Source organism: Streptomyces sp. NPDC001351, assembly GCF_042896045.1.
Taxonomy (GTDB): Bacteria; Actinomycetota; Actinomycetes; order Streptomycetales; family Streptomycetaceae; genus Streptomyces.
Genome location: NZ_JBIAWS010000002.1, coordinates 210,442 through 223,210, shown reverse-complemented (window position 1 = coordinate 223,210; position 12,769 = coordinate 210,442). Strand labels below are relative to the sequence as shown.

Genomic DNA, 12,769 nt, shown 5'->3' with positions numbered 1-12,769 from the left:
GCGCGTACCGGTCCCTCTCCCGCACACAGAGACAGGACTCCCCGATTTGGCCGAAAGGCCAGGTCAGGGACGTTCCGATCGTCGGTGCTCAAGCGAGGGCATGCCCCTGGTGACGGGCAGGGGACAGCTAACAGGCAGCGCAAAGGGTCAGTGTAGCCACTCGGCACACTGATGTCCAGTCCCGGTTTTCTGAGACCCTCGTTGTTCTCAACACCTGCGGCAAGCCCACGCCCTCAATGCGAGTTGATACTGCCCTCTTCGTCGTCGATCCATGCCTCGGATTCGGATCCTTGTGACGACGCGTCCTGAGAATTGCGCGCTGCGTGCGGTTCGTCAAGGCCCCCATGGCCCAAACCACATACCACCTGGGGTGCTTGGAGGCAGGACGAAGATCACCATACTCCGCACACCCGCGGGTGCAAGGCAGCCACCACCCGACGCTCAGGAACGCCGAAGAGCGACCACCCGGATGGATGATCGCTCTTCAGTGCTCAGGCGTTACAGGCCCTGTGGAGCCGAGAGGTCTTACTTGACCTCGACGGAGGCGCCGGCGCCCTTGAGGGACTCGGCGGCCTTCTCGGCGGCGTCCTTGGCGACCTTCTCGAGAACGGGCTTCGGGGCGCCGTCCACGAGGTCCTTGGCCTCCTTCAGGCCCAGCGAGGTCAGCTCACGCACGACCTTGATGACCTGGATCTTCTTGTCGCCGGCGCCGGTGAGGATGACGTCGAACTCGTCCTTCTCCTCCTCGGCGGGGGCGGCCGGGCCACCCTGCGCCGGGCCGGCGGCGACGACGGCCGCGGCAGCGGCGGTGACGTCGAACTTCTCCTCGAACGCCTTCACGAACTCGGAGAGCTGGATGAGGGTCATGCCCTCGAACTCGGCGAGCAGTTCGTCCTGGGTGAGAGCCACGATGGCTTTCCTTCCACTAATTTCGGCTGGTGCCGGATGTACATGTCTGGCGGGCGTACGTTCGGCCCGCTACGACCGCTGCCTCAGGCGGACTGCCTCAGGCGGCGATCATGATGCGAGCCGAGTTACTCGGCACCGCCCTGCTCGTCCTGCTTGGCGCGAAGGGCGTCCACGGTGCGGACGAGCTTCGTCGGAAGCGCCTGGAAGAGCTGTGCAGCCTGCGTCTGCTTGCCCTTCAGGGCGCCCGCCAGCTTGGCGAGCAGAACCTCGCGGGACTCGAGGTCCGCAAGCTTCTTGATCTCGTCGGCGGACAGCGCCTTGCCGTCAAGGACACCGCCCTTGATGACGAGGTTCGGGTTGTCCTTGGCGAAGTCACGAAGACCCTTCGCCGACTCCACCGGGTCACCGGTGATGAAGGCGACCGCCGTCGGACCGTTGAACAGGTCGTCGAGCGTGTTGATCCCGGCCTCGTTGGCCGCAATCTTGGTCAGCGTGTTCTTCACCACGGCGTACTGGGCGTTCTCACCGAGCGAACGACGCAGCGTCTTGAGCTGCGCCACGGTGAGACCCCGGTACTCGGTCAGCACGGCGGCGTTCGAGCTGCGGAACTGGTCCGTGAGCTCGGCTACCGCGGCAGCCTTGTCGGGCCTTGCCATGAGCGTCGGCCTCCTTCCGGGTGATGACGACCGCTCGGAAGGGGCTGGCAAACGAAACGCCCCGGCGCAGGCGCACGGGGCGTAGCTCGACCGGACGATCACAGCGCCAGCTGCGAGCTCCGGGAGCACTTCCACAGTCACCTGCGCGGGTCGTCCGCGGTACAGCGGATCCTTCGGCCACCGCACCCTCCAGGAGCGCACGGCAACGACCAGCGGTCTTTGGCTTCTCCAGGAGGGTACGTGAACGGATCGCTGTCAAGCAAATCCGGTTCTACGGCTCAGCTCTGGGCGCCCTTCAGCATCTCGGCGAGGTCGGCCGTCTCCTTGGCCGGAGGGGCGGTGACCTTCACCGGCTGGTTGATGTCGAGGAAGGTGATCGTCATGTCGAGCGGGCCCTTGTCGGCCTGGCCGCGCATCCGGAACTGCTTGGTGTGGTCGTCGCCGTCGATCCACGCATCCATGGTGAACGAGTCGACGCCCATCTTCTCGAACTGTTCGAGGCTCTTCTCGCGCTGTTCCCGGACGGTCTTGTCCTTGTCCTTGAACGAGGCCTTGAGGTCGTCGACGGTGACCTTGCCCTCGTAGTGGGTGGTCTTCACGCCGCCGACGGTCTCGGTGCCGACCTTCTTCACGTTCTTGGAGCCCGTGAGGAAGGTGGAGTTGGCGGCCGGGTTCTGGTCGGCCTGGCCGGCGCCCAGCTGATCCGGGTTCAGCCCCTTGCCGCCGAGTGCGGACATGTCGAGCTTGATCCAGCTCTTGCCGTCCATCTCCTTGGCCATGGCGGTGTTCCCGCCTATGTACATGGCCTTGCCGACGAGGCGGATCTCGACCGGACCCTTGGTCGCCTGGTTCTGGGCGGTCATTTTCATGCTCATGGCCAGCGGCTTGATGCTCACCGCCGCCTCGGCGGAAATCCGGCCCGCCCCCGGGACCTGGCCCGTCATCCTGTAATGCGCGGACTTGATGTCCTCGCTGTTCTTCGCCGCCTTGGCGACGGCCGCCGCCGGTGTCATCGCGGGCGACTCGGCGGAGTCGCCCTTCTGACAGCCGACCGCTCCCCCGGCGAGCAGCAGGGCTGCGAGCCCTGCTCCCGTCGCTTTACGGCGCGCTGAAACCCGTACGGAAGTTCCCATTGATTCCCCCCATGGAGTGCATGGCCGATACACAGTACGGAGGCGAGCCTAACCTCAGCAGGCTGCAGGAGTCTTCCGTATTCCCTCGGACATCAGCAGCTCCGCCGGTCTCAGGAGCTGCTGCCGGATCCGCTGGCCGTGTCGCTGCTGCCCGGTGTCCAGCCCTGCTTCTTGATCAGCTGCTTGAAGTCCTCGGTGTCGCTCGCGGGCGGCTCGGTGGCGGAGACCTTCACGCCGTAGTCGCTGTAGTACGCGGTCTGGGTGTACTCGCCGGCCGACATGCGGCCCTTCTCGACCTTCTTGACCAGGAGGTTCTGGCCGTTGACCCAGATGTCGACGGACTCCGTGCTGACGCCGGCCTGGGTGAGCTGCTTCTTCAGGCCGGCGAGCTGGCTCGCGGTGAGGTTGGAGTTCTTGCGGGCGAGGTCGGCGACGTCCACCGTGCCCGAGTAGTGCGTGGTGTCGACGCCACGCACTTTCTCCGTGCCGACCTTCCTGACGTCGCCGGAGGCCAGCAGCAGCTTCACCGACTGGTTGGGGGTCGTGTTCTGCATCTGGTCCTTGAGGTACGCGCCGGAGCTGCCGCCGAGCTTGGCGAGGTCCGCGTAGCCGTACCGGATCCAGTGCTTGCCGCCCGCCTGCCCGGCGAACGTGTCGCCCATCTTCGCGTAGAAGGCGTCGGGCAGATAGCGGGCCGCCATCGACGTGGTACCGAGCCGGCGCATGGTGTCCGCGATGGTGCCACCGGTGTACGTGATGGTCATGTTGCCGGTGAGGCCGTCCGCCCAGCCCAGAGCGCCGTCGCCCGTCATGGACATCAGGGAGCCCATGGTGGTCGTGGACTCGACCTTCGCCGAGTCGGCGCCGTCGGTGGACCTCTCGGCGGTGCGCAGGGCCGCTATGAGGCTGACGTGCGTCGCCCCCTTGCCGGAGGCCCCCTCGCCCTTGCCTGAGGAGTCCGAGGAGCTGCAGGCGGCCACGCCCGACAGCGCGGTCACCGCTGCGATCGTAAGGCCCATCCGGCGCACGGTCGTGCTCTTCATCGGTCCCCCGCCCCTGAACGATTGCTGTGCCTGCACGCTAACGCAGAGCACTGACACCCGTCCGGGAAAAGGGACGAGCCCCGCACCAGTGAGGGTGCGGGGCCCGTGGGAAAAACGCGTACGCGCGACTGCCGTCAGGATCAGACGGCGGCCGGGTCCTCCTCGACGAGGAGGTTGCGGGTGCGGTTCGGGTCGACCGGAATGCCGGGGCCGATCGTGGTGCTGATCGCGGCCTTCTTGATGTAGCGACCCTTGGCGGCGGACGGCTTGAGACGGAGGATCTCCTCCAGCGCGGCGCCGTAGTTCTCCACCAGCTTGCTGTCGTCGAACGACACCTTGCCGATGATGAAGTGCAGGTTCGAGTGCTTGTCGACGCGGAACTCGATCTTGCCGCCCTTGATGTCGTTGACGGCCTTCGCCACGTCCGGGGTCACGGTGCCGGTCTTGGGGTTCGGCATGAGACCACGGGGACCGAGCACGCGGCCGAGGCGGCCGACCTTGCCCATGAGGTCCGGGGTGGCGACGACGGCGTCGAAGTCCAGGCGGCCCTTCGAGACCTCGTCGATCAGTTCGTCGGAGCCGACGATGTCGGCGCCCGCGGCCTCCGCGGCCGCAGCACGGTCACCGGTCGCGAAGACCAGGACCCGGGCGGTCTTACCGGTGCCGTGCGGAAGGTTCACGGTGCCACGGACCATCTGGTCGGCCTTGCGCGGGTCGACACCCAGACGGAAGGCGACCTCGACGGTGCCGTCGAACTTGGTCGTGGAGGTCTCCTTGGCGAGACGGACGGCCTCGAGCGGGGCGTAGAGCTTCTCCCGGTCGACCTTGGCGTCCGCAGCGCGGAGAGACTTGCTGCGCTTGCTCACTACTGCTCCTGTGTGTTCTTGAGGAGTCGTGGTGCGGGCCGAGCAGGCCCTGCCACTTCTACTGCTGGGGGATTGGGGCTCAGCCCTCGACCGTGATGCCCATGGAACGGGCGGTGCCGGCGATGATCTTCGACGCGGCGTCCAGGTCGTTGGCGTTGAGGTCGGGGAGCTTGGTCTGGGCGATCTCGCGGACCTGCGCCTCGGTGATCTTGGCGACCTTGGTCTTGTGCGGCTCGCCGGAGCCCTTCTCCACACCCGCGGCCTTGAGGATCATCTTGGCGGCCGGCGGCGTCTTGGTGACGAAGGTGAAGGAGCGGTCCTCGTAGACCGTGATCTCCACCGGGATCACCCAGCCACGCTGCGACTCGGTCGCGGCGTTGTACGCCTTGCAGAACTCCATGATGTTGACGCCGTGCTGGCCCAGCGCGGGGCCGACCGGCGGAGCCGGGTTCGCCGCACCGGCGTTGATCTGGAGCTTGATGAGCCCCGTGACCTTCTTCTTCTTGGGAGGCATTGCTCTCCGGGTCCTTTCGATTGAGGCGTGCCCCCGCCCGGGTCGCGTCCCGGATGAAGGCATACCGCACAACGATAACGGGTATAGATGCGCGGCTAAAAACCGAGCAGGTCAGACCGGCTACGAGAGCCCGCCTGACCTGCGCGGAAGCGGTCCGTCCAGAAGCTGCTAGTTCTTCTGGATCTGGTCGAACGAAAGCTCGACCGGCGTCTCGCGGCCGAAGATCTCCACCAGACCCTTGACCTTCTTCGAGTCGGGGTTGATCTCGTTGATGGTCGCCTGCAGCGTGGCGAACGGGCCGTCGGTGACGGTGACCGAGTCGCCCACCTCGAAGTCCAGCACCTGGACCTCGACCTTGCGCTGCGGAGCGGGCTTGCCCTCGGCCTCGGCGGCCTCGCGGGCGGCCTTCTCCTCGGCCTCCGGGGCGAGCATCTTGACGATCTCGTCCAGGGTCAGCGGGTACGGGTCGTAGGCGTTGCCCACGAAGCCGGTGACGCCGGGGGTGTTGCGGACGACACCCCAGGACTCGTTCGTCAGGTCCATGCGGACGAGGACATAGCCCGGGAGCTTGTTCTGCTTGATCGTCTTGCGGTCGCCGTTCTTGATCTGGACGACCTCTTCCTGCGGCACCTCGGCCTGGAAGATGTAGTCCTCGACGTTCAGCGAGACGGCGCGCTGCTCCAGGTTGGTCTTCACGCGGTTCTCGTAACCGGCGTAGGTGTGGATGACGTACCACTCGCCGGGCAGGGTGCGCAGTTCCTCGCGGAGGGCCTCGACCGGGTCGACCGGCTCGGACTCCTCCTCCGCGATCTCTTCCTCGGCGGTCTCGTCGTCGGCGGTCTCGTCCTCGTCCACGACCTGCAGGGCGGCCTCCTCGGCCGGCTCGCCCGCCTCGGCCTCGGCAGCCTCGAACTCGTCCTGCTCGTCCGCGCCCTCGACGATGTCGAGCTCGTCGTCCACGGACTCGTCCGGCTCGATGGCGTCGTCGTTCAGGTTCGTGTCAGACACGGTGGCTGCTTCTTCCTGGATACATAGGGGTGGAACATGCGAAAGGGGCGCCGGGTACCTCGGCGCCCTTCGCTCTCGGCTCAGCCGAAGACGTACTTGGCCGCGTGGTTGAGCCCATAGTCAATCACGGTCACCAGGGCGATCATGACGGCGACGAAGAAGATCACCACGGTGGTGTACGACGTCAGCTGGTTGCGCGTAGGCCAGACGACCTTGCGGAGTTCGGCGATGACCTGGCGGTAGAAGAGGGCAAGCCTCTTGAACGGGCCCTTCTTGGCCCGCTTACCGCCCTTGCGGGCCTTCTTCTTCGACTCCTGCGCCTCGTCCTGGGCATCAGGCGTGTCGATGGAGCCCACGGCGTCCGCCATTCGTCCTCACCTGTTCCCGGGTCGTGGCCGTGCCGCGCCCGGTCTGAGCCGCACGGCGTTGCATTGCTGTACGTACATGCGCACACATCCTGGCGAAGGTGTGTGTAGCAGGGCCGGAGGGACTTGAACCCCCAACCGCCGGTTTTGGAGACCGGTGCTCTACCAATTGAGCTACGACCCTTTGTATGTCCCCCAACGTACCGCATCCGACCGGGTGCTCGGTGTGCACCGCTCGCGGCGCGGCTGCTGATGGCCAACGAGGTGAGAGTGTACGTGGTCCGGAGCGCATCGTCGAACAGAAAGCGCCCGTAGGGGGCTTGGCGGAGGAAGATCGCCGGAAAACCGGTGGAAGATCACCCAGGCCACCGGCTCATTCCGGACAGGTGTTCAGTGGTCGACCCACAGATGTTCAGTCTGTGAAACCCGCGTGCCGGGGTCGTTTCCGGTCTGAAACGATGGGCCCCATGAGCGCTGCAACCCCTCCCACCGAGCGCCGGGTCTCCGCCCGAGTCGGCGCGATCTCCGAGTCCGCCACCCTCGCCGTGGACGCCAAGGCCAAGGCCCTCAAGGCCGCCGGGCGTCCGGTGATCGGCTTCGGCGCCGGTGAGCCCGACTTCCCGACCCCGGACTACATCGTCGAGGCCGCCGTCGAGGCCTGCAAGAACCCGAAGTACCACCGGTACACGCCGGCCGGCGGCCTGCCCGAGCTGAAGGCCGCGATCGCCGCGAAGACGCTGCGCGACTCCGGCTGGGAGCCCGACGTCTCGCAGATCCTGGTCACCAACGGCGGCAAGCAGGCCATCTACGAGGCCTTCGCCGCGATCCTCGACCCGGGCGACGAGGTCATCGTCCCGGCGCCGTACTGGACGACGTACCCCGAGTCGATCCGTCTCGCGGGTGGCGTGCCGGTGGAGGTCGTCGCGGATGAGACCACCGGCTACCGCGTCTCGGTCGAGCAGCTCGAGGCCGCCCGCACGGAGAAGACCAAGGTCGTCCTCTTCGTGTCGCCGTCCAACCCGACCGGCGCGGTGTACTCCGAGGCCGAGACCGAGGCGATCGGCCGGTGGGCCGTCGAGCACGGCCTGTGGGTGCTGACCGACGAGATCTACGAGCACCTGGTGTACGGCGACGCGGTGTCCGTGTCCCTGCCCGCGCTGCTGCCCGAGCTGCGCGACAAGTGCATCGTGGTCAACGGTGTCGCGAAGACGTACGCCATGACCGGCTGGCGCGTGGGCTGGGTCATCGGCCCGAAGGACGTGGTCAAGGCCGCGACCAACCTGCAGTCGCACGCCACGTCGAACGTGTCGAACGTCGCCCAGGTCGCGGCGCTGGCCGCCGTCTCCGGGGACCTGGACGCCGTCGCGAAGATGCGGGAGGCCTTCGACCGCCGCCGCAAGACCATCGTGCGGATGCTGAACGAGATCGACGGCGTGGTCTGCCCGGAGCCCGAGGGTGCGTTCTACGCGTACCCGTCGGTCAAGGGCCTGCTCGGCAAGGAGATCCGCGGCAAGCGGCCGCAGGACACCGTGGAGTTGGCCGCGCTGATCCTGGAGGAGGCCGAGGTCGCGGTCGTCCCGGGCGAGGCCTTCGGTACGCCGGGCTATCTGCGGCTGTCGTACGCCCTGGGTGACGAGGATCTCGTCGAGGGTGTCAGTCGGATCCAGAAGCTGCTGGCGGAGGCACAGGACTGACCTGTGCGGACCGAGCGGATGCGGACCCCCTCGTGCGAGGGGGTCCGTTTTTTCGTGCGAGCAAGACCACGTACGGGGAATCCGCTTCCGGGACGGCTGGGGCGTACGGCAGGATCCTCGAATGGAGCGTGTACGTGATGTCTCTGAGCTGCCGAAGGCCCATCTGCATCTGCACTTCACCGGGTCGATGCGGCCCACCACCGTGCTGGAGCTGGCCGACAAGTACGGTGTGCGACTGCCCGAAGCCCTGACCGAGGCGCTGACCAGCGGGGAGCCGCCGAGGCTGCGGGCGACGGACGAGCGGGGCTGGTTCCGCTTCCAGCGGCTGTACGACGCAGCGCGCTCGTGCCTGAGGGAGCCCGAGGACATCCAGCGGCTGGTGCGGGAGGCCGCCGAGGAGGATCTGAAGGACGGCTCGGGGTGGCTGGAGATCCAGGTCGACCCGACCTCGTACGCGCCCCGTCTGGGCGGTCTGATCCCGGCACTGGAGATCATCCTGGACGCGGTGGAGACGACCTCGCGGGAGACCGGGCTCGGGATGCGGGTGCTGGTCGCCGCGAACCGTATGAAGCATCCCCTGGACGCGCGGACGCTGGCCCGGCTGGCGGTGCGGTACGCGGACCGGGGTGTGGTCGGCTTCGGGCTGTCCAACGACGAGCGCCGGGGCATGGCAAGGGACTTCGACCGGGCGTTCGCGATCGCCCGTGAGGGTGGGCTGCTGTCGGCGCCGCACGGCGGCGAGCTGACGGGTCCTGCGTCGGTACGGGACTGTCTCGACGACCTGGAGGCGGACCGGATCGGGCACGGGGTGCGGGCCGCGGAGGACCCGCGGCTGCTGAGGCGGCTCGCCGAGCGGGGGGTGACCTGTGAGGTCTGCCCCGCTTCGAACGTGGCTCTGGGCGTGTACGAGAAGCCCGAGGACGTTCCGCTGCGGACGCTGTACGACGCCGGAGTCGCGATGGCGCTGGGCGCCGACGACCCGCTTCTGTTCGGTTCCCGGCTGGCCGCACAGTACGAGATCGCCCGACAGGCCCACGGTTTCTCGGACGCCGAACTCGCCGAGCTGGCCCGCCAGTCGGTCCGGGCCTCGGCCGCCCCCCAGGACGTCAGGGCACGGCTGCTGGCCGGCGTGGACGAGTGGCTGGCGCGCCCGGCGGCCTGAAGTGGGCGTAGGGCGGATATGCCTTGAAGCCGATCATCACCTCGGTCGGATGTCCGCCGCCGGGTGGGTCGACCAGGGGGAAGATCGATCCTATGTACGCCATGCGCCCCTCGCCGACACCCTTGTGATGTGGCCCGCGGCCCGCCGCGTGGGCGAGCCGGACGGCGGTGTCGGCGAACAGGTCCCGCCCACCGAAGAAGAAGACCGTACGCGCGTGCGTGGCGTGCCTCAGCTCGTCCTGGAAACCGGTCCGCTCCTGGCGTGCACGCCAGGCGGCGGCGTCCCGCGCGGTGCGCGCCTCGTCGGTGCGAACGGTGAGCGGGGTGCCCTGCCGCAGCCTGCGCCGCAGTGCGGGCCACTGGCCGGCGCGCAGGCCGAGGCCGCGGTGGACCAGGACGAGGTCGACCAGCTCGCCGACGCCCTCGTCGGGCGGTACGCCGTCACGCAGCGGCACATGGACGACGGTGTGCGGGGAGCAGGCGGCGAAGGAGAACAGACCCGCCAGCCGGCTCAGTCCGTCGTGGTCGCCGAGCAGCAGGCCGATGGGGTCGGGGGCGCGCAAGGAGGTGTGCCGCAACGTGTGCCGGGGCTGGACGACCCGGTATGCGTGTGGTCCGGTGCGGGGCCGGAACTTGCGCAGCCTCAGCCGCATTGGGTGTTCCACGGGGCGGCTGTCCGGCTGCTTGTCATGCACCCAGCGTGAGGTTCACGCGCGCGTGGGCGCAACGGAGATTCCGCCCAGCAGCGTCCTCGCGAGCCGTGCGGCGAACGCGTCGAGCGGCGGCCGCTCCCCGGTGCCGGTCATGTCGTAGGCGAACGCGCGCTGTGCGCAGGCGCCCAGCAGCAGGGAGGCCGCGGCGAAGGTGTCGGCGTCGGCGCGGACGCGGCCGAGGGCCTGTTCGGCTCGCAGGTAGGCGTCCAGGTCCTGGATGGGCCGGTGCGGGCCGGCGCCGAGCGTGCGCAGGGCGTCGTCGTGGCGTCGTTTGAGCTGGGGCTCGGCGTACAGGGAGGCGGCGATCGGGAAGCTCTGCTCGTAGAAGAGCGCGGCCTGGCGGGCGATCCCGGTGAGGTTTGCCTCCAGGGTGCCCTGTCCCGGTTCGGCGGCGAGACTGGCCAGGAGGGGCGTGAGCCGCGGCAGCCGCTCGGCGAGCACGCGCACGAACAGCTCCTCCTTGCTGTCGAAGTACTTGTAGAGGGCCGCTTCGGAACAGCCGGCCGCTCGGGCGATCTCCTTGGTGGTGGTGCGGGCGAGTCCGACGGTGAGCATGAGCTCGTGGGCGGCGTCGAGGATGCGGACACGCGCCGGCTTCGGCTCCATGGGACGTCCAATCGGGCTTGACGGGTGAGTGAGTGATTACCCACTCTAGGAGAAGCAGGGGTGAGTGAACACTCACCCACCAGTCCCGAGTACGGGAGCACTCATGAACCTCACCGTTTTCGGCGCCACCGGCGGCATCGGCCGGGAGATCGTGCGTCAGGCCCTCGGCGCCGGCCACCGAGTGACCGCCGTGGTCCGCGATCCGGCCCGGCTCGACGTCACGGGGGACGCACTGGAGGTCTTCCGCGCCGACCTCACCGACCCCGAGGAGTTGCGTGCCGCCGTCAGTGGCCGGGACGCCGTCCTCTCCGGCCTCGGCGCGCGCAGCCGCAAGGACGCCGGGGTCGCCACCCGGTTGACCCGTACGGTCCTGCGCGCCATGGAGGCCGAGCGCGTACGACGGCTGCTCGTGGTCAGCGCCAGTCCCGTCGGCCCCGCCGCCGAGGGCGACGGCGCGCTCGACCGTGCGATGCGCGGTCTGGTGTCTGCCGCCCTGAAGGACGTCTACGCCGACCTGCGCGGCATGGAAGCCGAGCTGGCCCGCAGCGGCACGGACTGGACGTCCGTACGGCCACCGCGCCTGCAGAACAAGCCGCTCACCGGCCGCTATCGCACCGTCGTCGGCGGCTTCCCGCGCAAGGGCCGCTTCATCGCACGCGCAGACGTCGCGCACGCCATGCTGGCGATGATCGACGACGAGGGGACGGTGAAGCAGGGGGTGGGGCTGGCGTACTAGGGGTATGCCCCGCGCCCCTGGGCGTACCAGAGGCGTACGCACCGCGCCCCCTGGCCGTCCCCACAGGCCGGCCTGGCGCTACAGGCTGACGCCGACCGTCACCGGCTCGTTGACCAGGGTGATCCCGAAAGCCTCGCGGACGCCGGTGACGACCTCACGGGCGAGTGCGAGCAGGTCCTCCGTGGTGGCGTCGCCGCAGTTGGTGAGGGCGAGGGTGTGCTTGGTGGAGATGCGGGCGGGGCCCGTGCCGTAGCCCTTGGTGAAGCCCGCCTTGTCGATCAGCCAGGCCGCGGAGGTCTTGGTGTGGCCTTCGCCCGCCGGGTAGGCGGGGGGCTCCACGCCGTCGCCGAGTCGTTCCCGCACGCGCGCGTGGAAGGCGGCGAACTGGGCGTCGGTGAGGATCGGGTTGGTGAAGAAGGAACCGGCGGACCAGGTGTCGTGGTCCTCGGGGTCCAGGACCATGCCCTTGCCGGAGCGCAGCTTGAGGACGGCCTCGCGGGCCGCTGCGAGGGGGACGCGGTCGCCGGGCTCGACGCCGAGGGCGCGAGCCGTCTCGGCGTACTTGATGGGGCCGGAGAGGCCGTCGGCGCCCTCGAGTTCGAAGCGGACGCGCAGGACGATGTAGCGCTCGGGGTCGGCCTTGAAGCGGCTGTGGCGGTACGAGAAGGCGCAGTCGGCGTTCGGGACGGTGACCGTTTCGCGGGTGTGGCGGTCGTAGGCGATCACCTCGGTGATGGTCGAGGAGACCTCCTGGCCGTACGCGCCGACGTTCTGGATGGGGGTCGCGCCGGCCGAGCCCGGGATGCCGGCCAGGCACTCGATGCCGGCGAGCCCCGCCTCGACGGTGCGGGCGACGGCGTCGGTCCACACCTCGCCGGCGGCGAGTTCCAGGCGGGTGCCGTCGAGGTCGAAGCCCTTGGTGGCGATGACGAGTGCGGTGCCGGCGAAGCCCTTGTCGCCGATGACCAGGTTCGAACCGCCGCCGATCAGCAGGAGCGGGGTGCCGGTGTCGTCGGCCTCGCGGACCGCTGCGATCACCTCGGCGTCGGTGGTGGCGGTGATCAGACGGGTCGCGGGACCGCCCAGCCGGAAGGTGGTCAGCGGGGCGAGGGGGGCATCGTGTCGTTCCTGCACGGGCTCAAGGGTACGAGACGGGGGGTGGGGGGCTTGGGCGCGGATGCCTGCGGCGCCTGTGCGGCTTCGGTGGGGGTGGGGGTAGCGCCTGGGGTTCGGTGGGTGGGGCGGGGCCGTGTCGGGGGGGGGGGGGGGGGGGGGGGGGGGGGGGGGGGGGGGGGGGGGGGGGGGGGGGGGGTGGGGGGGGGGGGGGGGGGGGGGGCCCCCCCCCCCCCCCCCCAACCCCCCCCG

14 protein-coding genes and 1 tRNA gene are annotated in these 12,769 nt (G+C 69.0%); 3 read left to right on the top strand and 12 right to left on the bottom strand.

Annotation, left to right across the window (positions count from 1 at the left end; genetic code table 11):
• Positions 1 to 525 precede the first annotated feature (525 nt).
• The 9 genes from rplL to ACFY1U_RS06575 all read right to left on the bottom strand — a co-directional run bounded on the left by rplL (position 526) and on the right by ACFY1U_RS06575 (position 6,678).
• On the bottom strand, positions 526 to 912 hold the full coding sequence (rplL, locus tag ACFY1U_RS06615) for a 50S ribosomal protein L7/L12 (RefSeq protein ID WP_115906461.1): 387 nt from the start codon (positions 910 to 912) through the stop codon (positions 526 to 528).
• A gap of 122 nt (positions 913 to 1,034) precedes the next feature.
• Positions 1,035 to 1,565, bottom strand: coding sequence for a 50S ribosomal protein L10 (rplJ, locus tag ACFY1U_RS06610; RefSeq protein WP_390693032.1), 531 nt, complete (start codon positions 1,563 to 1,565; stop codon positions 1,035 to 1,037).
• 278 nt (positions 1,566 to 1,843) lie between these two features.
• A complete protein-coding gene (locus ACFY1U_RS06605; RefSeq protein WP_390693031.1) occupies positions 1,844 to 2,698 on the bottom strand; it encodes a DUF1396 domain-containing protein in 855 nt (284 codons plus the stop codon).
• A gap of 110 nt (positions 2,699 to 2,808) precedes the next feature.
• Positions 2,809 to 3,741: a hypothetical protein gene (locus tag ACFY1U_RS06600; protein WP_390693030.1), complete on the bottom strand. Its 933-nt coding sequence runs from the start codon at positions 3,739 to 3,741 to the stop codon at positions 2,809 to 2,811.
• A gap of 140 nt (positions 3,742 to 3,881) precedes the next feature.
• On the bottom strand, positions 3,882 to 4,607 hold the full coding sequence (rplA, locus tag ACFY1U_RS06595) for a 50S ribosomal protein L1 (RefSeq protein ID WP_115906465.1): 726 nt from the start codon (positions 4,605 to 4,607) through the stop codon (positions 3,882 to 3,884).
• A gap of 79 nt (positions 4,608 to 4,686) precedes the next feature.
• Positions 4,687 to 5,121, bottom strand: a complete 435-nt coding sequence (gene rplK, locus ACFY1U_RS06590) for a 50S ribosomal protein L11 (protein ID WP_037858373.1) — start codon at positions 5,119 to 5,121, stop codon at positions 4,687 to 4,689.
• A gap of 168 nt (positions 5,122 to 5,289) precedes the next feature.
• Entirely contained in the window at positions 5,290 to 6,129 is an 840-nt protein-coding gene (gene nusG, locus ACFY1U_RS06585) for a transcription termination/antitermination protein NusG (protein ID WP_390693029.1), read from the bottom strand.
• An 80-nt stretch (positions 6,130 to 6,209) separates the two neighbouring features.
• Positions 6,210 to 6,497 carry a preprotein translocase subunit SecE gene (gene secE / locus ACFY1U_RS06580; protein ID WP_115906468.1) on the bottom strand — a complete coding sequence of 96 codons (288 nt, stop codon included), beginning with the start codon at positions 6,495 to 6,497 and terminating at the stop codon, positions 6,210 to 6,212.
• 108 nt (positions 6,498 to 6,605) lie between these two features.
• A tRNA-Trp gene (locus ACFY1U_RS06575) sits at positions 6,606 to 6,678 on the bottom strand.
• A gap of 283 nt (positions 6,679 to 6,961) precedes the next feature.
• Between ACFY1U_RS06575 and ACFY1U_RS06570 the strand changes: the two genes are divergently transcribed.
• A complete protein-coding gene (locus ACFY1U_RS06570; protein ID WP_390693028.1) occupies positions 6,962 to 8,188 on the top strand; it encodes a pyridoxal phosphate-dependent aminotransferase in 1,227 nt (408 codons plus the stop codon).
• A 121-nt stretch (positions 8,189 to 8,309) separates the two neighbouring features.
• On the top strand, positions 8,310 to 9,350 hold the full coding sequence (locus ACFY1U_RS06565) for an adenosine deaminase (RefSeq protein WP_390693027.1): 1,041 nt from the start codon (positions 8,310 to 8,312) through the stop codon (positions 9,348 to 9,350).
• Here the strand turns inward: ACFY1U_RS06565 and ACFY1U_RS06560 are convergent.
• The gene (locus tag ACFY1U_RS06560) at positions 9,295 to 10,002 is read right to left on the bottom strand and encodes a hypothetical protein (protein ID WP_390693658.1); all 708 of its coding nucleotides are present in this window, start codon (positions 10,000 to 10,002) and stop codon (positions 9,295 to 9,297) included. The two genes, ACFY1U_RS06565 and ACFY1U_RS06560, sit on opposite strands and share 56 nt — an antisense overlap.
• Positions 10,003 to 10,056: 54 nt before the next feature.
• The gene (locus ACFY1U_RS06555) at positions 10,057 to 10,668 is read right to left on the bottom strand and encodes a TetR/AcrR family transcriptional regulator (protein WP_390693026.1); all 612 of its coding nucleotides are present in this window, start codon (positions 10,666 to 10,668) and stop codon (positions 10,057 to 10,059) included.
• A gap of 103 nt (positions 10,669 to 10,771) precedes the next feature.
• On the opposite strand from ACFY1U_RS06555, the gene ACFY1U_RS06550 reads away from it, so the two are divergent.
• Complete coding sequence (locus tag ACFY1U_RS06550) at positions 10,772 to 11,404, top strand: NAD(P)-dependent oxidoreductase (RefSeq protein ID WP_390693025.1); 633 nt, start codon at positions 10,772 to 10,774, stop codon at positions 11,402 to 11,404.
• A 78-nt stretch (positions 11,405 to 11,482) separates the two neighbouring features.
• On the opposite strand, the gene ACFY1U_RS06545 is transcribed toward ACFY1U_RS06550, so the two are convergent.
• On the bottom strand, positions 11,483 to 12,538 hold the full coding sequence (locus ACFY1U_RS06545) for a UDP-N-acetylmuramate dehydrogenase (RefSeq protein WP_390693024.1): 1,056 nt from the start codon (positions 12,536 to 12,538) through the stop codon (positions 11,483 to 11,485).
• Between the last annotated feature and the right edge of the window lie 231 nt (positions 12,539 to 12,769).

Coding starts and splice junctions, on each gene's coding strand:
- ACFY1U_RS06565 (WP_390693027.1), top strand. CDS start 8,310: ATGGAGCGTGTACGTGATGTCTCTGAGCTGCCGAAGGCCCATCTGCAT.
- ACFY1U_RS06570 (WP_390693028.1), top strand. CDS start 6,962: ATGAGCGCTGCAACCCCTCCCACCGAGCGCCGGGTCTCCGCCCGAGTC.
- rplK (WP_037858373.1), bottom strand. CDS start 5,121: ATGCCTCCCAAGAAGAAGAAGGTCACGGGGCTCATCAAGCTCCAGATC.
- ACFY1U_RS06605 (WP_390693031.1), bottom strand. CDS start 2,698: ATGGGAACTTCCGTACGGGTTTCAGCGCGCCGTAAAGCGACGGGAGCA.
- rplJ (WP_390693032.1), bottom strand. CDS start 1,565: ATGGCAAGGCCCGACAAGGCTGCCGCGGTAGCCGAGCTCACGGACCAG.
- ACFY1U_RS06600 (WP_390693030.1), bottom strand. CDS start 3,741: ATGAAGAGCACGACCGTGCGCCGGATGGGCCTTACGATCGCAGCGGTG.
- ACFY1U_RS06560 (WP_390693658.1), bottom strand. CDS start 10,002: ATGCGGCTGAGGCTGCGCAAGTTCCGGCCCCGCACCGGACCACACGCA.
- secE (WP_115906468.1), bottom strand. CDS start 6,497: ATGGCGGACGCCGTGGGCTCCATCGACACGCCTGATGCCCAGGACGAG.
- ACFY1U_RS06555 (WP_390693026.1), bottom strand. CDS start 10,668: ATGGAGCCGAAGCCGGCGCGTGTCCGCATCCTCGACGCCGCCCACGAG.
- ACFY1U_RS06550 (WP_390693025.1), top strand. CDS start 10,772: ATGAACCTCACCGTTTTCGGCGCCACCGGCGGCATCGGCCGGGAGATC.